The organism is Priestia sp. JSM ZJ58 (assembly GCF_044383985.1).
Classification (GTDB): Bacteria; Bacillota; Bacilli; order Bacillales; family Bacillaceae_H; genus Priestia; species Priestia zanthoxyli.
Map to the genome: position 1 here is coordinate 385205 of NZ_JBISEM010000001.1, position 23902 is coordinate 409106.

Genomic DNA, 23902 nt, shown 5'->3' on the forward strand with positions numbered 1-23902 from the left:
CTTATCTTTATATCAAATTAATTTAGTTATGTCTCAACCTCTTCTTTTTTTGTTAGAAATCTTTACATATATGGTTTTTTATTGAATTTAAGGGTCGTAAGAACTAGTTTTTTACCTAAAAAACACGCAGATAGGCCTTCGTTTACAAAAGCTTTACATTGAGTTAAAACACAATTAATAGTCGGCTATTATTCTGTAAGTGTAAGGATTAATAGAAATGATCAAAATAAGGGGAAGCGTTCGGCTTCTCGTATGTATTTACACTAATAGTAAACAATAGATATTAAATAGACATAGAGAGACTTTTATTGTGCTCAAAACGGTTAAAGACGATGAAGGAGGATTATCCAATGGCAATAACAATGGAATTGACTAACAAAGAAAAAGTAAATACTCCGCAAACAAAAGAAATTGTATATAAAACAAAAGGTTTGAATTTATGGTATGGCAACACACATGCCTTAAAAAATATTGATTTAGACATTCATGCTAACGAAGTTACCGCGATCATCGGTCCATCAGGCTGCGGAAAATCAACATATATTAAAACGTTAAATCGTATGGTAGAAATGACGCCAATTGTCCGTACATCAGGTGAAATTGAGTATAGAGGAAAAAATATTTTTGATAAATCGTACCATGTGGAAGAGCTGCGCACGCAAGTAGGAATGGTTTTCCAAAAGCCAAATCCGTTCCCAAAATCTATTTATGATAATATCGCGTACGGTCCAAGAATTCATGGCGTTCGCAACAAGAAAAAACTAGATGAAATTGTTGAAAAAAGTTTACGAGGAGCAGCTATTTGGGACGAAGTTAAAGATCGTTTGAATCAAAATGCGAATGGGTTGTCAGGTGGACAACAGCAGCGTATCTGTATTGCGCGCTGCTTGGCTATTGAACCCGACGTTATTTTAATGGATGAGCCTACTTCTGCACTCGATCCAATTTCGACATTAAAAGTAGAAGAGTTAGTACAAGAATTAAAGAAAGACTTCAGCATTATTATTGTTACACATAATATGCAGCAAGCGGCACGTATTTCAGATAAAACAGCATTTTTCTTAAATGGAGAAGTGGTAGAGTACGCAGAAACAGATAAAATCTTCTCAATGCCATCTGATAAACGCACAGAAGATTATATTACAGGTCGTTTCGGTTAAGACATACAAGGAGATGGGATGAGTGGTTGTACGCGAAAAGTTTCATGGTGATTTAAAGATATTACGTGAAAAATTATTAGAAATAGGGCGCTTAACGCATGAGGCGTTATCAAAATCAATTGAAGCGTTGCAAACAAGTAACGTTGAGCTGGCGCTAGAAATTATCGACGGTGATTCATACGTGGATGACTTAGAAGAAGAAATTAATGACCTAGCTATCCTACTGATTGCAAAGCAGCAGCCTGTGGCTATTGATTTAAGACGTATTATTGTGGCAATTAAAATTGCTTCGGATGTTGAGCGTATGGCAGATTTTGCCGTTAATGTAGCAAAATCAGCTATACGAATTGGAAACGAAGAATTAATTAAGCCGTTAGAACATGTAAAGAAAATGCACGATATTTCGATTGAAATGCTGAGCCTTTCGTTAAAAGCTTATCACGAAGAAGATCTTGTGTTGGCTAAAAAAGTAGCGGAAATGGACGATCAAGTGGATGAGCTTTACGGAATAACAATTAAAGAACTTTTAAGTCTTGCTAAAGAAAAGCAGGAGGCTATGAACCAAATTACACAGCTTTTATTTGTAGCCCGTTATTTAGAGCGTATGGCTGATCATACCACTAACGTAGCAGAAAGCGTATTTTACCTTGTAAAAGGCAAACGCTACGATTTAAATGAATAGTGGAAAAAGAGGCTGGGACAAAAGTGTTTTAGTTGAAGGAAGATCCGAACGATGAATCGTTCGGATTTTTTTCATTGTATCGAGAAACGTAGGTTTAATGTAGCTGCTTCTAGCTGTTAATGAGAGGGAAGGGCAAAGACTCCTGCAGGAAAAGCGGAAGCGACGAGGAGGCTCATCGCCGCCCTCGGAAAGCGACATTTTGCACGGAAATCAACAGCGGTGTAACAAACGATTCATACGGGCTCATGCATCCAATTTGCTGGGCTGGATTTTTTAACACAAATCGACAAATTGCGTTTATTGTGGCAACTTTTTCTGAATGGTAAGATGTTAATAAGTTTATACGGCATTTATATGTAGAAAAAACAATCTAAGAAACGAAGTGATAAAACAGTGGCTCCTAATCTTATTCAAAACTTAAATGTGTGTATAGCTACTCAGCTTGACTCATCTCGTATTTATGTTCACTGGTCGTTTTCAGAGCATATTCGAGACATGGTAGAAAGTATGTTTTCGACACGATGGGAAGAATTGAATCTAGCTATGTGTACGTATGATATAACAGGCCTTCATTTTAACGGCCATGAATCAAACCGCTATTATATGAAGGGTCTTACTCCTAAGCAAGACTTCATGTTTATGAATAGCTTGGAAAGTGAGCGCACGTATGTAATAGATATTGGTATTCAAGATAAAGAAGGAAGTTTTTTTTCCCTTCTTCGTTCGAATCCGGTTTATTTGATGAAAGAACAGCATGAACAAGTGAATGTAAAGTCGTTGAGCTGGATGTACGAACCTGTAAAAGTTCACCAAGGTGTTCAAAATGAATTTAGCACATATTCCTTATATTCAAATGACTTGGAGCAGGTGAAGAAGCAATATGAATAGTGATGACTGTATTCTTTTAACTTATATGCATTATCCGTTGCTACATGTACTTCAAGCAGAGAGTGAGTATCCGCTGTTTGAACAAGTAACGAACGAATTCATCCCTTTTTTAGATCAAATTGAGTCTGAAAAATTGATAGGTGCAACAGCTGTGATGTCTTGTATATTTTTGAACGTATTAAACGACGAGGAGTTTAATACTCGTTACGCTCAGTATTTACACCAGTTTTCAAGCCGGCAGCATCAGAGAGCACTCACTTTTTTAAAAAAGTGGGACGGGAGCTTGTTCTCAGCCTGCAAATATTTCTTTCAGCATGACATGATGGAATGTATTCCTACTACCGTAACGAACGCGTTCGTTTCCATCCTTAAAACAGAACAAACATTAAATCTCCAAATTACAGAAGCAATACGTGTTTTTCAACAGTTTTTTGAAAAAAAGCCCGTCGGTTTTTTTATACAGCAAGGAGAGTATACTCATCAAGTAGATATGCTCCTGAAATCTCATGAAATGCGCTATACCTTTGTGAAGTCATCAACAGATGAACTAAAAAAGTCCCCTGCTGGTATTATCTTGTTTCCATATCCTAAGCAAGGAAAACAAGTTGAGGAAGGAACAATGAATAAAGCGAGCGCTGTTTTGGATTTGAAAGCGAAGGACACGCTTGGCTTTCAGCGAATGCAAGCAGCAAGCGGTACATTTCAATATCCTTTAGATTACGCGAGGGATATACAGTTTCATCAAAACGAAACTCTTGCACTCTACGGTGCAACAAAAAGCGCCGAATTTGTCAGTGAGAACAATGAATTGTTTATTTCAACCGTACAGAAGTCAGAGGCGATGCTAGGTGTGATCGATTTTAAACATCCTAGCGTGGTGAATGCCATCTACCGACAGTGGCTCCTTTTAAGTAGCAGCGATTGGCTTTATACTTTTGAAAAAGTCAGAGGTGAATACGAAAGGCAAATAAAGCTGTTTGATTTTCTCTGTCACGAAGAGAATCCAAGGATGGATAGTGAAAACAGTTTTCTTTCAGGAAGTTCTTTTTTATACCCTGTAAAAGAGATAGAGCCGTCGGCTTTATCAGTAAATCAATATAAAGGCGGTCTCTCCATTTTAATGCTTGCATGGGAATTCCCTCCTCTAGTTATCGGAGGACTTGCACGACATGTATTTGATTTATCCAGAGCGTTAGCTAGAGCGGGCCATCACGTTAGTGTATTAACGACGTATGTAGAGGGGCTGCCGGAATATGAACGTTTATACGGTGTTCACGTTTACAGAGTTAAAAGCCTGCAGCCTCATCATCCGGATTTTTTGACATGGGTAAACAGTTTGAACGTGGCTATGGCTCTTAGAGGACTGCAGTTAGGCTACAAGCTGTCTTTTGACGTTATTCATGCTCATGACTGGCTTGTTGCATCCGCAGCAAAATGTTTAGCAGATAAAACGGATAGGCCGCTAATTACGACCATTCATGCGACAGAACATGGGCGCAATAATGGTATTCATAATGACATGCAGCAGAAAATTCACTTGCAAGAAGAGGAGCTGATTCGACAATCAAGCTCAATCATTGTCTGCAGCGACTATATGAAGAAAGAATTAATCACTTTATTTCACGTAGAACAGGATAAAATTGCTATATTTCCAAATGGAATTGACAAGCAGCTGGTAGTCGACGCATTAAATGAACGGTTAAAAGAAAGTTTACAAAAGAAATATAATTTTAGAAAGGCCCCTATTATTTTTTCAATTGGACGAATTGTATATGAAAAAGGATTTCAGCTATTTATTGAAGCAGCGGAACTATTTAAGAAAAAACAAATAGATGTTCAATTTGTTGTGGCGGGAAAAGGGCCTTTACTTCATGAATTTCGAACACAGGTAAGTGAAAAGCAATTAGACAAATACGTGTATTTTATTGGATACATTACCGATAACGAACGAAATCAACTTCTTCAAGCTTGCAAAATGGTTGTTTTTCCAAGTCTATATGAACCTTTTGGAATTGTGGCTTTAGAGGGGATGGTAGCCAAGAAGCCAACCATCGTTGCCGATACAGGAGGTCTAAGCGATATTGTTTCACATTTCGACACGGGCCTGACGTTTGCCAGAGGAGATACGCTCGAATTAATCAACTGTATTGAATTTTTGTTAAAAAATGAAAAAATAGCTGCGAAAATCAGCGAAAATGGGTATAGAAAAGCAACAACGATGTTTAGCTGGGAGAAAATCGCTATCGATACAAGTAAGCTGTTTCAACATCACATTTGCCAGGATAAAAAAAGGAGGGAGGCAAAAAATTGAAAGCCATTATACTTGCTGGCGGTAAAGGAACAAGACTGCAGCCCTTGACCTACACGATTCCAAAGCCTATGCTGCCGCTTTACGATAAACCTGTGATGGAATATAGCATTGAACTGCTTAAGAAACATGGAATTACAGAGATTGGGATTACGCTGCAGTATAGGCATGAACAAATTATTGAATACTTTGGGGATGGCTCTCAGTGGGGAGTGACGCTTACTTATTTTATCGAAAAAGAGCCTCTTGGAACAGCGGGCGGAATTAAGCGAGCAGAGGCCTTTATTGAGGAAGACTGTATTATTATTAGTGGAGATGCCTTAACAGAAATTAATCTTCAAGACGTTATTCATTTTCATTATGAACAAAAAAGCGAAATGACTATTGTTACAAAAGAAGTAAACGACGTGCGGGGTTATGGAGTGGTGACGATAGATGAAGGGAATCGAGTCACGGGATTTGTAGAGAAACCGACCTACGAACAGGCCAATAGCCGATTGATTAATACGGGAGTGTATGTGATCAAAAAATCCGTTCTTGATTACGTGAATTCTTATGGTCCTACAGATTTTAGCTTTGACATTATCCCGCTTCTTTTGGAATATAATCATACTGTGTGCAGTTTTGTAACAGAGGATTATTGGATTGATATTGGGCAAATCCACCATTATCGTCAAGCACACTATGATCTGTGGAGCAAGTGGTTTGGCGATAGACAGGAAAGTATTGTCTCAGATGCCGCGCTTATAGAAGAAGGGGTGACTGTTTACGATCCGGTTTACGTAGGAGAAAATGTGGTGATTAGAAAAGGTGCTTCAATTGGTCCTTACACGATTATCGGAACCAATAGTATCATAGAAGCACATGCTGCAATCGATAAAACGATTTTGCTTCAAAACGTAACGGTGGGGGCAGAATCGTTTTTATACAACGCTACGATAGGTCCGTATGTAAATGTTCAAGCGATGACTACGTATGTCCAAGATACAGTAGCTGAAAATCAAGTGCTACCTCACCTTTCTGTAAAACCAGATGTTTCTATCTTCAAAAACGGTCGCCTGTATGTACATTCATCTGTTGATCGAGAAAGACTATACAATGCGTTATTACTTGTATGCAAACATCAAGGATCGTTCTGTCTAGCAAGCGATGATGAAGGAGAAGCCACTCAACTTCGCAAAGAATGCTTTTCTTTTTTACGGAGTAATCATTCAGTTGTGTATGATATTAAAAAAGAAGCTCTTCCGGTATTTCGATATTACATGATGACTTCACAAGCGAGCATTGGTATTTATATTGGTGTGGATAGCAAAAACAGCGGTCTATTTTTAGAAATATATGATAATAAAGGACAATTAGTTAATCAGCTTATTGAAAAAAAGATTGAGCGGATGTATCTTCAAGCTAAAAAAGCAAACATAACGACTTCTGTTTCACTTAAAGAAACAAGCATAGGAAATATCAGGGAAGAATATTGTGATGCTTTAGTAAAATCAATTAATCAGCATATTTTATTAGAAGACAGTACGCGGATTGGTGTGATTTGTTCACCGTTTATACAGGAAGTTGTCGAATTATTATGTAAGCGTCTTCGTATCCATGTGTTATTTTTAAACAAGTGGGAGAAAACAGAAGAAACCAAACGAATAATTAAACGAAATAAGCTGTCTTTTTGTATTCAGATTAAAGAAGATGGAGAAACATTTGCTCTATATGATGAAAAAGGCTGCAGCGTAAATGACTCAGAAATTATGTCGCTTTATATTTATAGCGTATACATGACAAAAAAAGTAGCATTCGTTCCTATTCCTATACACTATTCATCCACATTAGAAACATTTGCTCAATCTCTCAATCAATCATTTATGAGGACAAAAGCAAAAAAACGTGATTTGCTTAGTCTTTTGGGGCCTGTTCAATTTCAGTTAGATGCCATGTACGCTTTATGTCAGCTGATCGAATTAATTATGGTGCAGCAGCGGAAAATTTCTGAAATGATTCAATATGTCCCCCACGCTTATATGAACTGGCGCTATATTTCATGTCCGCTAGAAATTCAAGAACAAGTGATGAAGAAGTTATTAGAAGAAGCAATCGGTAAACAAGTGTATGTCATTGATGGTTTAAAAATTTACCATGATCCTCATGAATGGACGCTTATTTTGCCCGATGGTCACTTGCCTGTATTAAATATTTATTCAGAGGCGTTAAACACTCAGACTGCCAAGAAGCTGTCGGCATATTTTGTAGAAAAAATACAAGAATATCAAAGAGTGTAAATAATGGATTTTATTTAAAAGAAAGGAAGTACGCCTCTCATAAAAAGAGTTCCGCCTATTTTAAGAAACTTCATCTATATATAAGGCGTAGCAGAGAAGGAGCTCAGGACTCTAAGAGGAAAGAAAAAGTGAAGAAATGAAATTAAATGACTTTCTTCAAAAAAACAGACTGGCATTTCCTTTCGAAAAATGATATTATATTAAAGTCTGATTTATGTTTATAATGTTTGGAGGGAAAATAGATGCGCGTAAACGTTACATTAGCTTGCACTGAAACTGGTGACCGTAATTACATTACAACTAAAAACAAGCGTAATAACCCAGATCGTCTTGAGTTAAAAAAATACAGCCCAAGACTTAAAAAAGTTACACTTCATCGTGAAACAAAGTAAGCAGTAGGAGTACAATCCTGCTGTTTTTTTTTATAGGGGGGAATTAAAATGAAATCTCATCTGCGCAAAGAGATGAAGCGCGTTCTTAATTTAATTTCTGAAGAGCAGCACGAGGCACATTCAACGAGCATAGCAAATGCACTGTATGAAACTTGTTTATGGAAAGAGGCTAGAGTCATTGCAGCTACGGTTTCAAGAAATAAAGAAGTTAATACGAAAGCCATCATTGAACGGGCTTGGAAAGATGGAAAGAAAGTAGCTGTTCCAAAATGCAACCCCACAACATCTCAAATGGTTTTCTACGAGATTACGAATTTTTCACAGCTTGAAACAGTGTACTACGGGTTAGCCGAACCAATTGTTGAAGAAACGGTTCCCGTTTCAAAATCTTCAATTGATTTACTCCTTGTGCCTGGCGTGGTATATAGCAAGAATGGATATCGTATCGGCTATGGAGGCGGCTATTACGATCGTTATTTAACAGATTATACCGGACAGAAGCTAAGCCTTGCGTTTGATTGTCAAGTCGTTTCAGAGGTTCCATATGAATCTCATGATATTCCCGTTGAATATATTTTGACAGAGAAGGAGCTTATTTGCTGTGAATCCGTTTGATGCTGTCATGATAATCGTGATATTACTCATGGCAGGAGCGGGCTACATAGCAAAAGCACTGACAGTATCGGGAGCCTGCATGTCTTTCATCGTAGGAGCGAGCGTTTATATCGGTTTTTCGCTTCAAGGTTTTTTACTCTTACTCTTATTTTTTAGCACTTCTACGTTGTGTAGTAAGTATAAAAAAGAAAAAAAACGCGCATTAGAAGAAAAGCTAGAGAAGCACGACAGGCGAGATTACATTCAAGTCCTTGCTAATGGAGGTGTAGCTGCTGCTTGCGGTTTGTTATATGCTGCAACAGCTTTGCCTGTTTACATGTGGATGTTTATGATTAGTATCTCAGCTGCTAATGCTGACACATGGGCATCTGAAATAGGGTCTCTTAGTAAGAAGCCGCCGTTTTACATTTGGACGTTAAAGAGAGTAGAAGCGGGTACTTCAGGAGCCGTTTCACTTTTAGGTACAGCAGCCGGAGCAGCCGGAACTTTTCTTATTGCTGCCGCTTGTTATTTTGCTTTTCCATCCGTATCGCTGAGTAGTATATTGCTAGTTGGGTGCTTTGGTTTTATTGGAAACGCTATAGACACTCTTCTTGGAGCAAGTGTGCAAGTTCGCTTTCGCTGTCAAAGCTGCGGTATTGAAACGGAACGGAAAGATCATTGCGGCAAGCCAACCGTAAAAGAAAAAGGAATAACGTTCTTTAACAATGATGTTGTGAATCTTGCCGCTATTTTGCTTGCTGCTTTTACAGGCGGAATCCTTATCCTGCTTTTACCTATATAAGAGCATAAAATGTTCGTCATAGGAGCAAAGTAAACGTAAGGAGGCTTGAAAATGAGACATATTGTATTAGTACTTACGCTTTTAGTTGTTGGAACGCTGGGCTACCAAATGAGATACCGTGTTTTAAATTCGCTGTTTGGAAATTCATTTATCCGCAGTCTAGCTGTTCGTTCATTTTTTAATTTGCCGTTTGTTCGGGATCGTTTAATGAAGCAGGTCTTCCGCTAAGAGCGAAAGATACATAAAAAACACCTTACAGACATGTAAGGTGTTTTTTCGTAGAAAAAGAAAAAGGGAAAATCGTTGCTTTTTTCCTGGCTTTCTGCCATCTTTACATATAGAGAGTGTGAGGAGGTGACTATTTGTCTAGGCAAGATTTTTATTATTTGCAGGTGGCACAGCAATTGCTTGGCCATTCTTCATATGAGCTGATTTCGATGAAAGCTGATGCTTCAGAGCTATGGTTTCAATCTCACTATCGCAAAGATAAGTCAATAATCCGCATAGTCCGCCGTAATTTCAAATCAGTCGTTGAGCAGCAAAAAGATGTACTGTATGCATTACAAAGAGCTGAGAATGTGCGAAAGCAGAGCGGTAAATCAACGCTTACTCTTAACACAATTTACTTTGCTGATTTTGATCCTTTTTATACAGAGCAGTCCTTAGAAAGTGCGCCGAGTCCCTCTAAAGTGAATAGTTATGTTGAACAACTAACGGCAGAGAAAGCAAGCGCTTATGAACCTCTATTCGAACGGCTGGGTCTTACATTAGAAAGCGCAGACAATTTCTCTTCCGAAGAAGAAGCTCAGCGGATAGAACAGTGGAAACATAAAATTGTGCTTTTTGTGCAGAAAAAACAAAGCGAAGAACAGCAAATAGCTGGATACGGAAAGCCTATTTTTACATATATATTTTTAGCGATGCAAATCTTAATGTTTCTATTTCTGGAGTGGAAAAGCAGTACGCAAAATACGCTCACTCTGATTCAATACGGAGCTAAATATAACCCCTTAATTATAGAAGGCGAATGGTGGCGTTTTTTTACACCTATAATTTTGCATATAGGACTTCTGCATTTGCTTATGAATAGTGTAGCCCTGTATTATTTAGGAACGCTTGTAGAGAGGATATATGGCAGCGGGCGTTTTGTCTTTATTTATATATTTGCCGGGTTTGCAGGATCTCTAGGAAGTTTTATATGGAATACGTCTATTTCCGCAGGAGCCTCAGGGGCCATTTTCGGTTGCTTTGGAGCTTTACTGTTTTTAGCAAGAACAAATCCACGCTTCTTTTTTCGAACAATGGGATCGAGTTTCATTGTCATCATTGTGATTAACTTGATTTTTGGATTTGTTGCGCCGAACGTCGATAATGCAGGGCATATTGGCGGTTTGGTTGGCGGATTTTTAGCTGCAAGCATCGTCAGTTTACCGAAACAAAAAAAGCTGTATATTCAGATTCCGGCTTTCATTTGCACGCTTTTATTAGTAGGAAGTCTGCTTTTTTATGGATATCATGAGCGTTCTGTTTATCAAGATGAGCCATATGCACTCAGCGTAGCGGCTACGTATCTTCAGCAGAAGCAGTATGAAGAAGCAAAAGACGCCATCAAGCTTTTTATTGAAAAAGGGACAAGCAATAGTGACATATATTTTATCAGTGCTAGCGCAGAACTTTATCTTGAAAATTATAAAGAAGCTAAACAGCAATTGAATCAGGCTGTAAAGTATGATTCAACTTTTCATGAGGCGTATTACTATTTAGCTTTGGTGAATATAAAACTGAACGATATTTCAGCGGCCACACAAAATATCGACAAAGCAATTGCGCTTGAACCACAAAGTAAAAAATATGAAAAGCTGAAGCAACAGCTAGAAAATTAAAACTGTTGAATGACGAATTTAATATTTTATACTTTACTATTGTGAGAACGTTTACTAGAATATTAATATGTAGACCTAGCAGTGGGCGTTAAATACGGCCGCTGTTTATGACTGAATGACTGTTGAGTTATCTCAAAATAAATGAATCATATCACCTAGAAAATAGGATAAAGGTGACAGAATGAATACGTTATATGATGTACAACAATTATTAAAGTCCTTCGGCATTTTTATATACGTAGGCGATCGTACTGCTGATTTAGAGCTGATGGAAGCGGAAGTAAAAGAATTATATCAGTCTAATTTGATTGATGTACGTGATTACCAAATGGCAATTCTTTTGCTTCGTCGAGAGTTAAAACAACAAAAAGAGAAAAAGGATGAATGAACATGGATGACAAATGGTTAGTTGGAGTTGATTTAGGCGGTACAACAATAAAAATGGCCTTTATTAATCATTATGGAGAAATCATTCACAAGTGGGAAATTAATACGGATGTGAGCGAGCAAGGCCGTAAAATTCCAACAGATATTGCAAAAGCAATTGATAAAAAGTTAAACGATCTTGGAGAAGTAAAGTCAAGGTTGGTAGGAATTGGTATTGGTGCACCGGGGCCTGTCAACTTTGCAAACGGTTCGATTGAAGTAGCTGTCAATTTAGGTTGGGAAAAATTCCCTATCAAAGATATCTTGGAAGTAGAAACTTCTCTTCCTGTTGTAGTAGACAATGATGCAAACATTGCAGCCATTGGAGAAATGTGGAAAGGTGCTGGAGACGGAGCAAAAGATTTGCTGTGCGTTACGCTTGGCACAGGTGTTGGCGGCGGTGTCATTGCCAACGGTGAAATTGTACAAGGCGTAAATGGAGCCGCTGGTGAGATCGGGCACATTACTTCTATTCCTGAAGGCGGAGCACCGTGTAACTGCGGCAAAACCGGCTGTTTAGAAACAATCGCTTCAGCAACTGGAATTGTACGTTTAACAATGGAAGAATTAACGGAAACGGACAAACCAAGTGAGCTTCGCACAGTGTTAGAACAAAATGGACAAGTTACATCTAAAGATGTATTTGATGCAGCTCGTTCAAAAGACGAGTTAGCGATGCATGTTGTAGATAAAGTTGCCTTTCATTTAGGTCTAGCACTAGCAAACTCTGCTAATGCATTAAACCCTGAGAAAATCGTTCTAGGCGGCGGTGTGTCTCGTGCAGGCGAGGTATTACTTGCACCGGTAAGAGGTTATTTCAAACGTTTTGCATTTCCTCGCGTAGCACAAGGTGCTGAACTAGCAATCGCTACTTTAGGAAACGATGCGGGAATTATTGGAGGAGCTTGGTTAGTTAAATCTTATTTTGAATAATAAGCAAGAATCTAACTGAGATAAAAAAGCGCTTTGACTAAATGTCAAAGCGCTTTTTTATCATGCATCTTTTCAATCTTTACATATACATAGTGTAAAGGAGTGAAGATTATGCGAATTATAGATATCCAAAAGCCTTACGATTACAAGCGAACCATAAAAGACATACAAACACTTTTGACTTATTATCCCTATGGTTCTCTTGAATGGATAGGGTGCAGCGTGCTTGGAAAGCCGATTCCTCATATTTTAATTGGAAACGGAAAGAGAAAGGTTCATATCAATGCGTCGTTTCATGCTAATGAATGGATTACGACAAATGTTCTTCTACAGTTTATGGAAGATTATTTAGCTGCTCTTCATTATGATCAGGCGTTGAACGGGCAAGATTCAAGAGCTCTTTTTAATCAAATTACGCTTTCTGCAGTTCCAATTGTTAACCCAGACGGAGTAGATCTGGTCTTAAAAGGTCCTGGTGTAGGCGAACCTTATGCGTCTTTTCTTTCTAAAATAGGGAGAGATTTTCCGGATTTTCAAAGCTGGAAAGCAAATATCCGAGGGGTGGACTTAAACAATCAGTTTCCGGCTTATTGGGAAATCGAAAAAAAGCGTAAAGAACCTAAAGCGCCGCATTATCGAGATTTTCCAGGCTATGAATCTCTCTCTGAACCTGAAGCTCAGGCAATGGTAAAACTCGTTGAGCGTCATGATTTTGATTGTGTGATTGCTTTACATACCCAAGGAGAAGAATTTTATTGGGGGTATATGAATGAAGAGCCTGAGGAAGCAGAGGAAATAGCAAGCTATTTTGAAAGGGTAAGCGGTTATAAAGCTGTCAAAACGATTGATAGTCACGCGGGATTTAAGGATTGGTTTATTTTAGAAAAGAAAAAGCTGGGGTTCACCCTAGAATTGGGAAAAGGGATTAATCCGCTGCCTTTATCTCAAATATCGCGCGTATATAATCCGACTAAAGCTATTTTAGTTGCGGCAATGGATTATCTGTCTATTTAAAAAGCCACGCAAAGCATATGCTTTGCATGGCTTTTTTAATGATGTACCGCCGGATAACCGTGATGTATGATGGTCATCACGGTAAACCATCCGAATACACCGAATGTTAGTACCGAAAAACCAATGCCTAATATGTTTTTATTTCTCAAAGATGAAATAGCTGCAAATACGCCTAGCAATGTTGTTAGTGCAAAAATAATCATAAGACCCACTCGAAGAAACCTCCTTTAGGTAACTTAAAATTAAAGCGCTATCATTAGCTTATCCCTTCAATTGTAAAACTTTTCTAACCGTTTGTCGAGATGAAAACCAATCTTTCTTTTGCTTCTTTGGCTTAGAAAGGTCCTTACTTTCATTTATAAGATGATGTGTGTATGATAATGCATATAACGGAAATAAGTTTACACAAGGAGGACACATTATGAACTATCATCGTATACCGCTAGGACCTATTCAAACGAATTGTTATGTCGTTGCTAACGAAAAAAAAGAATGTTTAATTTTTGATCCGGGAGCTCAGGGAAAACAGCTCGTTGAATTTCTCGAAAAACAAACGTATAAACCATTAGCTATTTTGCTGACACACGCTCATTTCGATCACATTGGAGGAGTAGATGAGGTGATGAATCACTACTCTATCCCGCTTTATGTACATAAAAACGAAAAAGAATGGCTTCATAATAGTGACTTAAACGGGTCGAAATTTTTTGACCTAGGAGAAATTACAGCTCCAGATGCAACCGATATTATTTCATCAGAAGGCAATTTAACAATCGGTTCATTCCAATTTGAGGTGTATGAAACGCCTGGTCATTCTCCTGGCAGCGTTTCATATTATTTCAAACCGGGTAACTTTGTAGTATCTGGTGACGCGCTTTTTGCAGGCGGCATCGGGCGCACAGATTTACCTGGAGGTAATCAAGCTCAGCTGTTAGAAAGCATCGAATCGAAATTGCTGTCCCTTCCAGAAGATACGCTTGTACTAAGCGGTCACGGACCTGAAACAACTGTGGGACACGAAATGGATCAAAATCCTTTTCTAAATGGGTTTTAAGAATACAAAAAGCGATGGAAGCCCATCGCTTTTCTCTTTACTGTCCTGGTGTCATCATAAAAGTTGACCAGTACGTGAACCCCACAAAAAAGACGGTCAAATATGCTCCAAAAACGTAAATGTACATTCTTTCAGACAGCTTTAAATAACTAAGAATTACAAAAAAACCTGTTTGAGCTAAAAAGAGTAAAGAAGTCTTATGCATGTGACCGAGGTAAAACATTACAGTGAAAATTGCTGTCCAGAACCCCATTACACGGTACATTCGTTCCACGTCCATTTCCTCCTTTATCAAACTTAGTTAGTGTCATGATGAATGTCATCGCTGTGTAAGCACTAGAAAGCACTTATGAAACTATATCGATACTTTTCCATTATAATACATCCTTTCTTTCCTGAAAACGCTATCTTTTCCTTGAAATACGACAGAAGAAAAAAAAGTTATACAAAACGTATGCAAAATACTATACAAAGGTTATACAAAACGTGTACAATGTATATAAACAATCTATAACTAAAAAACGGGAGGGTTTCATATGGAAGAAATTAAATTTTATACGTACCCGAGCTGTACATCATGTCGTAAAACGAAAAAGTGGCTAGTGAAGGAAGATGTAAATTTTAAAGAGCGTCATTTATTTAGAGAAACACCTACTCATAAAGAAATGCTTGAACTTCTTTCTATGACAACAGAAGGGATGGATGAACTTCTTGCTAAAAGAAGTCAGGAATATAAAAAGTTAAATGTTGATGTGGACAGTATGACGTTATCACAAGTAGTCAATCTATTAATTGAACATCCTCGTTTGCTTCGCCGCCCCATTTTAACGGATGGCAAAAAGCTTGTAGTAGGTTATAACGAATCTGCACTTAAAAATTTGGTCAAGAAAAAAACAAGTCTTGCGTCTCTAGTTGTGTAAGCATACATGATGAAGAAGCTCAATTCAGTAAATAACGAATAAAACGACAGCGTAGAGTTTTACATCACGTTGTCTTTTTTTTATGTAATCGTTTAGAGGTGTACAGAAGTTGTACATCGTGTACAAGGACTGAAGCGAAGAAAAGAAGCGTATACGAAAAAAATTATAAAAAATGAAAAAAGAAGGAGGGAAATCTCGAAAAAGGTCGAAATTACTGTTTCTAGGTGTTTTAAGAATCATCTTCATTACAAATAAAGGAGTGATGATCGTTTGACCGAAATTGAACAGTTTGCTACTTACGTTATACGAGATGCATGTGAGTGTCGAAGTTCTGATGTGCATATTGTGCCCCGAAAGAAAGATGCTGTGATTCAGCTGCGAATTGACCAGGAGCTTATTTTAAAGAGGGTTATTTCAAAGGAAATGTCTGAACGGCTCATTTCGCATTTTAAATTTTTAGGGGGAATGGATATTGGGGAGCGCAGAAAACCTCAAAATGGTGCATTGACCACTTCCGTTGATCACTATCAAGTAAATTTGCGTTTATCAACTCTTCCTACTTCTCATGATGAAAGTCTTGTTATTCGGCTTTTGCCTCATCAACAATCTACCTCTCTCAAACATTTATCTCTTTTTCCTGAACATACTAAAAAGCTTATTTCTCTCTTGAAATTCTCTCATGGATTAATTATTTTTACCGGTCCTACAGGATCAGGTAAAACCACTACTCTATATACTCTTTTACACGAAGTAAAGCACCTTTTTAATCGAAATGTTATTACACTAGAAGATCCTATTGAAAAACCGAGTGAAACCGTGCTTCAAGTGCAGGTAAATGAACGCGCAGGGATTACGTATACGACTGGTTTAAAAGCTATATTGCGCCATGATCCAGACATTATCATGGTGGGAGAAATAAGAGATAGTGAGACCGCCAAAATTGCTGTGAGAGCAGCGCTTACCGGACACTTGGTTTTGACAACGATGCATACTAAAGATACAAAAGGATCTTTGTACAGGCTGCTTGAGTTTGGCGTTAGCTTTCAAGAAATGGAGCAGACTCTTGTAGCAGTAGCTGCACAGCGTCTTGTAGAAATTCGCTGTCCGCTGTGTTCGGGAAAATGCCACCCTGCTTGTAAAAAAATGAGGAAGCATCGTCAGTCCAGCATATACGAATTGCTTTATGGCAAGGAGCTTAGCGCAGTGATGAGAGAAGTGAAAGGAGAAAATGCGGATTATGATTATAAGACGCTCCGAGATGTTATTCTAAAAGGAATCGCGCTAGGCTATTTATATCCGCATTCGCTAGACGGATGGGGGTAAAGACAAATAGACAAAAAAGGTGGTCTCTGGCTCAGCAAGCAAAAATTCTTAAGCAGGTCTCCAAGCTCTTAGAAAAAGGCTACACTCTTTCTCAAGCTCTTTCATTTTTGACGTTTCAAGTATCTAACAAAGAAAAAACGGATATTGAAAAATGTCTTGAGCAGTTAAAACGAGGAGAATCTTTGCACGATGCTTTTGTTAAACTTCAGTTTCACCGTGATATTTTAAGCTATTTATATTTTGCGGAACAGCATGGAAACCTTCAATTTGCTTTAAAAGAAAGTAGCTCAATGATTGAAGAAAAAGTAAGGCATCGTAAAAAATTTCAAAAGCTTGTTCAATATCCCGTATTGCTGCTTCTGTTTATTCTTTCCATTTTATTTGTTTTAAGTACGGTTTTACTTCCGCAGTTTGAAGCTCTGTACTTATCCTTTGGAAACAAGCAGTCTTCGTTTATCCTCTTATTTATGCAGGCGATGTCGTTCTTTCCTTTTGTGTTACCTGCAGTCATCAGTATGCCAATCATCCTTTATTTGTTTTATGTAATTTACATTAAAAAATTGCCTCCAGTAGTTCAAATGCAGCTTTTTATGAGAGTTCCCGTTATCCGAACGTTCACACGGCTATTTAACTCCTACTTTTTTTCTGTTCATATGAGCAATTTATTAAACGGTGGTTTATCTATTTATGAATGTTTTGCTCTTTTTCAAAAGCAGGAGCATCATCCGTTCTTTCAAGTGGAAGCTTTTGCTTTTACAGATCAACTTTCCTCAGGAATGCGATTAGATCATATCGTTTCAGCTAAATCTCATTATGAAAAAGACTTGGCTCATGTTATTGTGCATGGCCAGCAGAACGGTGAGCTTTCTCAAGAGCTGTATGATTACAGTCTATTTATGATGGAAAGAATGGAACAATTTATTTTTCGTATTTTAAAATATGTACAGCCGCTTACATTTTTGTTCATCGGAATGGTCATTCTGCTTATGTATATGTCTGTTATGCTTCCGATGTTAGAAGTGATGTCGAGCTTGTAGAAGGGTGAAAGAATATGATTCTAAAAGGTAATAAAGGGTTTACCCTTATTGAAATGTTAATCGTTATGCTCGTTATTACCGTGCTTTTGCTCATTATGATTCCAAATGTATTAAAGCATAATACGGTTATTAACAACAAAGGCTGCTCAGCTCTTGTCAAAACCGTAGAGGCTGAGGTACAAGTATATGAGCTTGAAAACGGCGAAAAACCAAGTCTAGAAGAGCTTGAAGCAGGAGGCTACTTAAAAGAAGGCACCGTGTGTCCAAATGGTCAAGCTATTCAAATTGACGGTACCGGAAAGGTTACGGCTAGTGGTTCTTCTTAAGCAAAAAGGATTTACCCTCATTGAGATGCTGATGGTTTTATTTATTGTGCAAGTGATGATGTTTTCCATTATCGTAACCATTCGGCCGCTTGTGGAATATTACAAAATCACATTATTCTTGCGACAGCTGCAAAGCGACACGTTTTATGTGCAGCAGACAGCCATGAACCGAGAATCTCCAATTAAAATTAACTTCGCACCGAAGGGAACAGAATATATTGTTTCTGATTCTCGTGCCGTTCTTTATAAGCGCGCCTATGACTCCACCATTCATATCACGTTTGGAAGCGGCAATTCCACGATACAATACAACAAAAACGGCAATATTTCTCAAGCAAAGACCATTTTTATCAGCAGTCAAAAGTTTAAATACAAAGTTACTTTTCAAATAGGTAGAGGGCGTTTTTATGTGGACAAGATGTAAGGGTCAGCAGGGCTATACCTTGTTAGAAATGCTTGTTTCATTTAGCATGCTTTTACTCCTAACCGGTACAATTATTCCTTTGTATGTTCAGATGAAGGAAGCAGAAAAGAAGCAATATGTTTCGTATCAAGCTGATGCTATCTTGCACGAAGAGCTATTGAAATATAAATATGAAGCAGGATATAAACAGCGAGAAAAAATCATAAAAGAAAACGTTGTGTTTTATCTGAAGTGGAACGGAGAAAGTGCTCAAAAGCTTTGTGTAGAATGGACAGATTCCGCTGATAAAATGAAAAAGAAGTGTGATGTGATGTTGAAGTGAAAAGTGAAAAAGGCTTTACGCTTGTAGAGATGTTAGTCAGTTTTACTCTTTCTTTGATCATTGTTTCATTTTTCCCCATTATCATTCCGCTAGCTAAGCAAACGTATAATCCGGACTTTAGTATGAATGAAATGGAGTGGGGAATTTTTGTGAATCAACTTGCTATGGAATATCGAGAAGCAAAAGAAGTGGGAATTCATGCGACTACGCTTACGTTGAAAATGGAAAATAATCAGATCATCACTTATGAACGCTATGAAGATAAGATAAGAAGACGAGTGGATGAAAGCGGTCATGAAGTGGTGCTGCAGCACATTAAGAATATTATGTATGAACAGCAAAAAGAAAGGCTGCTGATTCGTTCAACAGACGGTGTTAACAAAGTTAGAGAAGAAACCATTACGACGTTTTTGATGCTTGCTTATGAAACATAATGAGCAAGGGTTTATTCTCCCGGTTGTGTTGGCATTCTGTGCGCTTTTTCTTCTGTTAGTAGCTCAGCAAACCACTTATTTTGTGACGAAAAGTTCATTTTATCAAGAAGTAGAGCAGAAAAATCGTCTGCAGCATCTTCTAGAAAACGCGGTGGTACATGTGAAAAAAGAAATAAAAGAACAGAATAAATCTCCATCTGCACCCTTAGTATTAGAAACGGGTACGGTTTCATACGAAGTAGTAAGTGAAGATGAACAGATGATTATTCTAAAAATAAAGTGTCAAACACTGCAAGGAAGAGCATTGACAGAAACCGCATATATTCAAAAAAAGGATCAGCACATTGTGAAGTGGACGGATTAAGTCTCTTTCTCTCCGGATATAATAGTGCTGAGGAGATGATTATATGAAAACGAATGATTATGTAAAATATATGACTCAGCAATTTGTACAATATATGGATCAGCCAAAAGAAGAGAGGAAAACGAAAAAGATTCAAAAAAAAGAAGAGCGAGCACCTTTTGCAAACAGATGGTTTGGAATGATTCCGCTGTCGTTTATGCTGTGGTACAGAAAGAAAAAAGAAAGATGAGCATATCATATGCTCATCTTTTTTTAACCGGCTTGTGTTTTATTAAATTGACGAGACATCGTTTCAGGCGATATGTAAAATAAGCCACCGTTTATAAACTTGAATAAAATAGTCGGTTCGTACAGCTCTTGAAGCGCTGTTTTTTCGGTCATATATATTTCTGGCAGCTCCTCCGCCGTTTCGTAAAAATGATCAAGAAGCGCTAAGTCTTCATACCATCTTTCCTGCGCTTTTTCAGCCCATTCAGTTGGCTGAGTTTTAACATAGTCAGTCACATATGATGTGAGTCGTGAGATGGCACTTTTCGGTTTAATAAAAGGTGAAAGAGTAAAGCAATAGTCTGAGATTTTAGATGACAAATTTTGATTAATGATTAATTCATGAAATGATTCAACGATTTGTCCATTGATTAAATTAATACCAAGCGACAAAAGCTCATCTTTTTTGCGATCGCATTTGTACGAGACTTTAATATTTAACGCAAGCCAAGGATGTAAAGGCTGATTTGTTTGCTGAGCTGATGCAACTTGTTCATACAAGTGAATAAACCCGCCTAGCTTTTGAGTAGAAGCGAAAATTTGGTGCAGCCTAGGTGAGCCAAAATGAATTCGTTCGCCTTGAATGGAATCGTCTTCAAATGCTGGGTCTGTAATGAAAGTGAGCGAAGCAGGAATTGCTTCTCCTCCCGTCTTTTCAATATAGTGCCAATAAAATGGACGATTCATCAATTCTTTGTCGAGTTCAATCGTTAATTGAACCGTCAGATAAGACGGTGTTTCTGTAACAATAGAACAATTATTAGCTAGAAAGTAACGCTTTAAAAATTGATGAATATCAGTTTGCTGCATGCTGATCCTCCTCGCTGTCTTCGTATTGAATAATAGACGTCAAGTTCTCCATTTTGATTTTTATTTCTCCTTCACTCCGTGAATGAAATAAAATATCTTGAATATGCTCTTCGATATTTTTTAAATCAAGCTTTGTTAAAATATCATCTAGCTCTCCAACAACTCGTTCAAACAGGTTTATTTTTTCGTATAACAATTTTAAAATATGTTCTTCGACCGTATGTTGAATGGCTAAATTGTAAATGTGAACATCATGTTTTTGACCTAAACGATGGACCCTTCCAATTCGCTGTTCTAGACGCATTGGATTCCACGGCAGATCATAGTTAATAATATGATGACAAAACTGAAGGTTGATTCCTTCGCCGCCCGCTTCAGTGGCAATAAATACTTGCGCGTGGCTTTCAAAAAGCTGCTTCATCCAGTCTTTTTTACCTCGCTTAAATCCTCCTCTAAACGGTACAGAGGTAATTCCATGCTGTTTTAAATACCACTGTAAGTACAGTTGAGTTGCTCTGTACTCAGTGAAAATAATAACTTTGTCATCAATTTTTTGAACGAGCTCCAGAACTTTTTCTGCTTTTGCATTTTGCGGTACTTGTTGAAGTAGTTGCATTAACGGAGTAATCATATGTTCCGTTAATGCGCTGTTTTGATCTTCCTGACGTTCCAGCATGTTTTTTAATGTCATATACACCGCTTCACGGCTGCTGCAGGCCTCTCGCTGCAGGGTTAAAATTGAAAAAGCGCTTGAAGGGTGCAGTCCGTTTCCTTTAAAAGACGTAATCGCATCGTATAGCTCGCGTTCTTTCGGTGAAAATTCAACAGGAATGGTTTGAACAATTCGCTTCGTCCATTCGATACCCGTATCATGGCGGCGATTTCGAATCATAACTTTGTTAACAAGCTCTTTTAAGTGCTCATCGTTTTGCAAAGAGCGTTTTTTAGCAGAAAATAATTCTTCGAAATAGTCTTTATTGCCGAGATGGCCAGGCTTTAAAAGAGAGACTAAGTTGAAAATTTCTTCAATTCGATTTTGAATCGGTGTTGCGGTTAGCAACAGACAAAATTTCTTTTTCAGGCTTTGAACAAATTCATAGTTTTTTGTTTTGTTGTTTTTAAGTTTATGAGCTTCATCAATGATGATGAGGTCGTAGTCTTGTTCTAGCACAATTTCTCGATGAGGGGAACGTTTTGCTGTATCAATTGAAGATACAACGATGTCACACTGATCCCACACATATGATTTTCTTTGAGGGACCGCGGGAATATAAAATTTTTGATTCAATTCCATAGCCCACTGTGAAACAAGCGAAGCTGGAACTAAAATGAGAACTTTTTTAACAAGCCCGCGAATCATATATTCCTTCAAAATTAACCCTGCTTCAATCGTTTTCCCTAGTCCTACTTCATCTGCTAAAATGGCTTTCCCATTCATTGTTTCGACTACTTGTTTGGCTACTTCGAGCTGATGAGGAAGCGGCGTTAAATCGGCTAGATGTTTTGGGCTTTGTAGCCCTTCAAATTCTGAGATAAGCGTTTGGTCTTCTATTTCATAGGCAAGTTTATACAAATCCCATGCAGACCAAGGGCCGTCTTGCTCCAATTTAGTTGAGAAGGCTGCTTCCCATGTTTCATCGATGTTTAATTTCACTTTCATGATAAAAATGCTCCTTTGTAAAAAATTTTTATTGAACAAATGATAAGAATCAGGTAGGATAAAAATATATTTAGAAAATTTGAAAAAGAAAATAGATTAGCACTTTACAAATGATTGTGTGAATAAAGATAGATACATCTTTCAGTAGTATGCCCAACTTTACCAACTTTATAGAAGCGAATGACGACACGGGGAGAGACTACTTGAATGTAGCGCCGAAGGAGCAAGCAATAAAATTGTGAATCTCTCAGGCAAAAAGACTCTTGTTTGACGCAGCTCTGGAGAGTGTCTATGCGTTTATAGACCACCCACGAGGCAAACCTATTCGTTTATAGGTAAACTTTCAGGTGAAAAGGACAGAGACTTCCTACTAAATACAGTAGGGGGTTTTCTGTCCTTTTTTGTTTGGATACATAGTGATCCCCACACTATTTGAAAACTCCCCGTTATGAAAAGTTTCACGTGAAAAAGAGGAGGACATAAATATGACAACAGAATTACACAAAACGCCGCTTTATGATACCTATCAAAGATATGGTGCCAAAACAATTGATTTTGGAGGATGGGCTCTTCCCGTTCAATTTTCTTCTATTAAAGAAGAGCATGAAGCTGTACGTACAAAGGCAGGTCTTTTTGATGTCTCTCATATGGGAGAAATTCTTGTGACAGGAGCTGATAGCTTAGCTTTTCTTCAGCATACGATGACAAATGACGTTTCTACCCTTGTAGATGGAAAAGCGCAGTATACGGCTATGTGTTATGAAGACGGAGGCACGGTAGATGATTTGCTGATTTACAAAAAAGCAGATCAAGAGTATTTGCTGGTCGTAAACGCTGCTAATATTCAAAAAGACTATGAGTGGCTTGTGTCTCACAAGCAAGGAGATGTAACGCTCGTTAATCAATCTGATGAAACTGCGCAGCTAGCATTACAAGGTCCTTTAGCAGAAAAAGTTTTACAAACGTTAACGAATGAAAATTTAGCTTCATTAAAGCCATTTACATTTGCTGATGATGTAGAAGTAGCGAATGTAAATGCTCTTGTTTCACGTACTGGATATACCGGAGAAGATGGTTTTGAAATTTATTGTTCTTCAGCTGACGCCTCTCACTTGTGGACGGCTATTTTAGAAGCAGGAAGTGAGGACGGTGTGTTGCCTTGCGGACTAGGAGCTCGCGATACGCTGCGTTTTGAAGCTACTTTGGCTTTATATGGCCAAGAGCTTTCAAAAGATATTACGCCCATTGAAGCTCGAATTGGATTTGCAGTAAAAACGAACAAAGACAGCTTTATTGGAAAAGAAGTGTTAAAAGAACAGCGTGAAAGCGGGGCACCTCGTAAGCTGGTAGGAATTGAAATGATTGATAAAGGTATACCAAGACACGGTTACGAAGTATTTGCAGATGAAGAACAAATTGGATTTGTGACAACAGGTACACAGTCACCGACATTAAAGAAAAACATCGGTTTAGCGCTATTATCAGCAGAGTATACAGAGCTTGGTCAAGAAGTGGAAGTGCAGGTTCGGAAAAAACGCTTAAAAGCAAAAGTGGTTTCAACACCTTTTTATAAACGTTCAAAGTAAGCTTTGGGGAG

General features: G+C 38.0%; 29 protein-coding genes and 1 riboswitch. Of the genes, 25 read left to right on the plus strand and 4 right to left on the minus strand.

The genetic code is table 11. The features are described from left to right. Window positions 1–362 precede the first annotated feature (362 nt). The 14 genes from pstB to ACH6EI_RS02025 all read left to right on the plus strand — a co-directional run bounded on the left by pstB (window position 363) and on the right by ACH6EI_RS02025 (window position 13364). Window positions 363–1160, plus strand: a complete 798-nt coding sequence (gene pstB / locus ACH6EI_RS01960; RefSeq protein ID WP_370506071.1) for a phosphate ABC transporter ATP-binding protein PstB — start codon at window positions 363–365, stop codon at window positions 1158–1160. Between the two features lie 22 nt (window positions 1161–1182). After that, window positions 1183–1842: a phosphate signaling complex protein PhoU gene (gene phoU / locus ACH6EI_RS01965; RefSeq protein WP_013059193.1), complete on the plus strand. Its 660-nt coding sequence runs from the start codon at window positions 1183–1185 to the stop codon at window positions 1840–1842. A 119-nt stretch (window positions 1843–1961) separates the two neighbouring features. Then, window positions 1962–2168, plus strand: coding sequence for a hypothetical protein (locus ACH6EI_RS01970; RefSeq protein WP_141483538.1), 207 nt, complete (start codon window positions 1962–1964; stop codon window positions 2166–2168). 67 nt (window positions 2169–2235) lie between these two features. After that, window positions 2236–2730, plus strand: a complete 495-nt coding sequence (locus ACH6EI_RS01975) for a DUF4912 domain-containing protein (protein ID WP_028411623.1) — start codon at window positions 2236–2238, stop codon at window positions 2728–2730. Further along, a complete protein-coding gene (locus ACH6EI_RS01980) occupies window positions 2723–5041 on the plus strand; it encodes a glycosyltransferase (protein ID WP_397376795.1) in 2319 nt (772 codons plus the stop codon). Before ACH6EI_RS01975 ends, ACH6EI_RS01980 begins: the two co-directional genes overlap by 8 nt. Next, a complete protein-coding gene (locus ACH6EI_RS01985; RefSeq protein WP_099331287.1) occupies window positions 5038–7317 on the plus strand; it encodes a sugar phosphate nucleotidyltransferase in 2280 nt (759 codons plus the stop codon). The genes ACH6EI_RS01980 and ACH6EI_RS01985 overlap by 4 nt, the downstream gene beginning before the upstream one ends. Window positions 7318–7559: 242 nt before the next feature. Continuing rightward, complete coding sequence (gene rpmG / locus ACH6EI_RS01990) at window positions 7560–7709, plus strand: 50S ribosomal protein L33 (protein ID WP_013059189.1); 150 nt, start codon at window positions 7560–7562, stop codon at window positions 7707–7709. 48 nt (window positions 7710–7757) lie between these two features. After that, on the plus strand, window positions 7758–8324 hold the full coding sequence (locus ACH6EI_RS01995) for a 5-formyltetrahydrofolate cyclo-ligase (protein ID WP_028411620.1): 567 nt from the start codon (window positions 7758–7760) through the stop codon (window positions 8322–8324). Next, window positions 8311–9108: a DUF92 domain-containing protein gene (locus tag ACH6EI_RS02000; protein ID WP_028411619.1), complete on the plus strand. Its 798-nt coding sequence runs from the start codon at window positions 8311–8313 to the stop codon at window positions 9106–9108. Before ACH6EI_RS01995 ends, ACH6EI_RS02000 begins: the two co-directional genes overlap by 14 nt. A 51-nt stretch (window positions 9109–9159) precedes the next feature. Beyond that, entirely contained in the window at window positions 9160–9336 is a 177-nt protein-coding gene (locus ACH6EI_RS02005) for a hypothetical protein (protein ID WP_013059186.1), read from the plus strand. A 134-nt stretch (window positions 9337–9470) separates the two neighbouring features. Continuing rightward, complete coding sequence (locus ACH6EI_RS02010; protein ID WP_028411618.1) at window positions 9471–10991, plus strand: rhomboid family protein; 1521 nt, start codon at window positions 9471–9473, stop codon at window positions 10989–10991. 181 nt (window positions 10992–11172) lie between these two features. Then, window positions 11173–11379, plus strand: coding sequence for a YqgQ family protein (locus tag ACH6EI_RS02015; RefSeq protein ID WP_028411617.1), 207 nt, complete (start codon window positions 11173–11175; stop codon window positions 11377–11379). Between the two features lie 2 nt (window positions 11380–11381). Next, a complete protein-coding gene (locus tag ACH6EI_RS02020) occupies window positions 11382–12350 on the plus strand; it encodes an ROK family glucokinase (protein ID WP_098112947.1) in 969 nt (322 codons plus the stop codon). Between the two features lie 111 nt (window positions 12351–12461). Further along, window positions 12462–13364 (plus strand): M14 family metallopeptidase, encoded by a 903-nt coding sequence (locus tag ACH6EI_RS02025; RefSeq protein WP_028411615.1) that lies wholly within the window; start codon window positions 12462–12464, stop codon window positions 13362–13364. Window positions 13365–13399: 35 nt separating this feature from the next. On the opposite strand, the gene ACH6EI_RS02030 is transcribed toward ACH6EI_RS02025, so the two are convergent. Then, on the minus strand, window positions 13400–13576 hold the full coding sequence (locus tag ACH6EI_RS02030) for a DUF2759 domain-containing protein (RefSeq protein ID WP_028411614.1): 177 nt from the start codon (window positions 13574–13576) through the stop codon (window positions 13400–13402). Window positions 13577–13785: 209 nt separating this feature from the next. On the opposite strand from ACH6EI_RS02030, the gene ACH6EI_RS02035 reads away from it, so the two are divergent. Next, window positions 13786–14418 carry an MBL fold metallo-hydrolase gene (locus tag ACH6EI_RS02035; protein WP_028411613.1) on the plus strand — a complete coding sequence of 211 codons (633 nt, stop codon included), beginning with the start codon at window positions 13786–13788 and terminating at the stop codon, window positions 14416–14418. A 37-nt stretch (window positions 14419–14455) separates the two neighbouring features. Here the strand turns inward: ACH6EI_RS02035 and ACH6EI_RS02040 are convergent, their stop codons facing one another. Next, the gene (locus tag ACH6EI_RS02040) at window positions 14456–14692 is read right to left on the minus strand and encodes a DUF2626 domain-containing protein (protein ID WP_013059179.1); all 237 of its coding nucleotides are present in this window, start codon (window positions 14690–14692) and stop codon (window positions 14456–14458) included. Between the two features lie 262 nt (window positions 14693–14954). On the opposite strand from ACH6EI_RS02040, the gene ACH6EI_RS02045 reads away from it, so the two are divergent. The 9 genes from ACH6EI_RS02045 (at window position 14955) to ACH6EI_RS02085 (ending at window position 19797) form a co-directional block, all read left to right on the plus strand. After that, window positions 14955–15338 carry a Spx/MgsR family RNA polymerase-binding regulatory protein gene (locus tag ACH6EI_RS02045; protein WP_028411612.1) on the plus strand — a complete coding sequence of 128 codons (384 nt, stop codon included), beginning with the start codon at window positions 14955–14957 and terminating at the stop codon, window positions 15336–15338. Window positions 15339–15608: 270 nt separating this feature from the next. Continuing rightward, window positions 15609–16661, plus strand: coding sequence for a competence type IV pilus ATPase ComGA (comGA, locus tag ACH6EI_RS02050; protein ID WP_028411611.1), 1053 nt, complete (start codon window positions 15609–15611; stop codon window positions 16659–16661). Continuing rightward, entirely contained in the window at window positions 16652–17698 is a 1047-nt protein-coding gene (gene comGB / locus ACH6EI_RS02055; protein WP_033579696.1) for a competence type IV pilus assembly protein ComGB, read from the plus strand. The genes comGA and comGB overlap by 10 nt, the downstream gene beginning before the upstream one ends. Window positions 17699–17712: 14 nt before the next feature. Then, window positions 17713–18024 carry a competence type IV pilus major pilin ComGC gene (comGC, locus tag ACH6EI_RS02060; RefSeq protein WP_016765560.1) on the plus strand — a complete coding sequence of 104 codons (312 nt, stop codon included), beginning with the start codon at window positions 17713–17715 and terminating at the stop codon, window positions 18022–18024. Then, complete coding sequence (gene comGD / locus ACH6EI_RS02065; RefSeq protein ID WP_016765559.1) at window positions 18011–18448, plus strand: competence type IV pilus minor pilin ComGD; 438 nt, start codon at window positions 18011–18013, stop codon at window positions 18446–18448. Before comGC ends, comGD begins: the two co-directional genes overlap by 14 nt. Next, window positions 18432–18770, plus strand: coding sequence for a type II secretion system protein (locus ACH6EI_RS02070; RefSeq protein ID WP_098112946.1), 339 nt, complete (start codon window positions 18432–18434; stop codon window positions 18768–18770). Before comGD ends, ACH6EI_RS02070 begins: the two co-directional genes overlap by 17 nt. Beyond that, the gene (gene comGF / locus ACH6EI_RS02075; protein WP_099331286.1) at window positions 18767–19204 is read left to right on the plus strand and encodes a competence type IV pilus minor pilin ComGF; all 438 of its coding nucleotides are present in this window, start codon (window positions 18767–18769) and stop codon (window positions 19202–19204) included. The genes ACH6EI_RS02070 and comGF overlap by 4 nt, the downstream gene beginning before the upstream one ends. Then, on the plus strand, window positions 19194–19568 hold the full coding sequence (gene comGG, locus ACH6EI_RS02080; protein WP_098112944.1) for a competence type IV pilus minor pilin ComGG: 375 nt from the start codon (window positions 19194–19196) through the stop codon (window positions 19566–19568). The genes comGF and comGG overlap by 11 nt, the downstream gene beginning before the upstream one ends. Before the next feature lie 43 nt (window positions 19569–19611). After that, entirely contained in the window at window positions 19612–19797 is a 186-nt protein-coding gene (locus tag ACH6EI_RS02085) for a YqzE family protein (RefSeq protein ID WP_013059170.1), read from the plus strand. A 23-nt stretch (window positions 19798–19820) separates the two neighbouring features. Here the strand turns inward: ACH6EI_RS02085 and ACH6EI_RS02090 are convergent, their stop codons facing one another. Together ACH6EI_RS02090 and ACH6EI_RS02095 are read right to left on the minus strand one after the other, a co-directional pair. Beyond that, window positions 19821–20645, minus strand: coding sequence for a YqhG family protein (locus ACH6EI_RS02090; protein WP_099331285.1), 825 nt, complete (start codon window positions 20643–20645; stop codon window positions 19821–19823). Next, window positions 20632–22305 carry a DEAD/DEAH box helicase gene (locus ACH6EI_RS02095; protein WP_033579702.1) on the minus strand — a complete coding sequence of 558 codons (1674 nt, stop codon included), beginning with the start codon at window positions 22303–22305 and terminating at the stop codon, window positions 20632–20634. Before ACH6EI_RS02095 ends, ACH6EI_RS02090 begins: the two co-directional genes overlap by 14 nt. A 180-nt stretch (window positions 22306–22485) precedes the next feature. Further along, window positions 22486–22578, plus strand: a riboswitch (glycine riboswitch). A 212-nt stretch (window positions 22579–22790) separates the two neighbouring features. Here ACH6EI_RS02095 and gcvT point away from each other — a divergent pair. After that, window positions 22791–23891, plus strand: coding sequence for a glycine cleavage system aminomethyltransferase GcvT (gene gcvT, locus ACH6EI_RS02100; RefSeq protein ID WP_047749843.1), 1101 nt, complete (start codon window positions 22791–22793; stop codon window positions 23889–23891). Window positions 23892–23902: the final 11 nt, after the last annotated feature.

Excerpts from the sequence above, each read along its gene's own strand:
- pstB (WP_370506071.1), top strand. The coding sequence starts at position 363 with ATGGAATTGACTAACAAAGAAAAAGTAAATACTCCGCAAACAAAAGAA.
- ACH6EI_RS01970 (WP_141483538.1), top strand. The coding sequence starts at position 1,962 with ATGAGAGGGAAGGGCAAAGACTCCTGCAGGAAAAGCGGAAGCGACGAG.
- ACH6EI_RS01980 (WP_397376795.1), top strand. The coding sequence starts at position 2,723 with ATGAATAGTGATGACTGTATTCTTTTAACTTATATGCATTATCCGTTG.
- rpmG (WP_013059189.1), top strand. The coding sequence starts at position 7,560 with ATGCGCGTAAACGTTACATTAGCTTGCACTGAAACTGGTGACCGTAAT.
- ACH6EI_RS01995 (WP_028411620.1), top strand. The coding sequence starts at position 7,758 with ATGAAATCTCATCTGCGCAAAGAGATGAAGCGCGTTCTTAATTTAATT.
- ACH6EI_RS02005 (WP_013059186.1), top strand. The coding sequence starts at position 9,160 with ATGAGACATATTGTATTAGTACTTACGCTTTTAGTTGTTGGAACGCTG.
- ACH6EI_RS02015 (WP_028411617.1), top strand. The coding sequence starts at position 11,173 with ATGAATACGTTATATGATGTACAACAATTATTAAAGTCCTTCGGCATT.
- ACH6EI_RS02020 (WP_098112947.1), top strand. The coding sequence starts at position 11,382 with ATGGATGACAAATGGTTAGTTGGAGTTGATTTAGGCGGTACAACAATA.
- ACH6EI_RS02025 (WP_028411615.1), top strand. The coding sequence starts at position 12,462 with ATGCGAATTATAGATATCCAAAAGCCTTACGATTACAAGCGAACCATA.
- ACH6EI_RS02035 (WP_028411613.1), top strand. The coding sequence starts at position 13,786 with ATGAACTATCATCGTATACCGCTAGGACCTATTCAAACGAATTGTTAT.
- ACH6EI_RS02045 (WP_028411612.1), top strand. The coding sequence starts at position 14,955 with ATGGAAGAAATTAAATTTTATACGTACCCGAGCTGTACATCATGTCGT.
- comGB (WP_033579696.1), top strand. The coding sequence starts at position 16,652 with ATGGGGGTAAAGACAAATAGACAAAAAAGGTGGTCTCTGGCTCAGCAA.
- comGC (WP_016765560.1), top strand. The coding sequence starts at position 17,713 with ATGATTCTAAAAGGTAATAAAGGGTTTACCCTTATTGAAATGTTAATC.
- ACH6EI_RS02070 (WP_098112946.1), top strand. The coding sequence starts at position 18,432 with ATGTGGACAAGATGTAAGGGTCAGCAGGGCTATACCTTGTTAGAAATG.
- comGG (WP_098112944.1), top strand. The coding sequence starts at position 19,194 with ATGAAACATAATGAGCAAGGGTTTATTCTCCCGGTTGTGTTGGCATTC.
- ACH6EI_RS02085 (WP_013059170.1), top strand. The coding sequence starts at position 19,612 with ATGAAAACGAATGATTATGTAAAATATATGACTCAGCAATTTGTACAA.
- ACH6EI_RS02090 (WP_099331285.1), bottom strand. The coding sequence starts at position 20,645 with ATGCAGCAAACTGATATTCATCAATTTTTAAAGCGTTACTTTCTAGCT.
- ACH6EI_RS02095 (WP_033579702.1), bottom strand. The coding sequence starts at position 22,305 with ATGAAAGTGAAATTAAACATCGATGAAACATGGGAAGCAGCCTTCTCA.
- gcvT (WP_047749843.1), top strand. The coding sequence starts at position 22,791 with ATGACAACAGAATTACACAAAACGCCGCTTTATGATACCTATCAAAGA.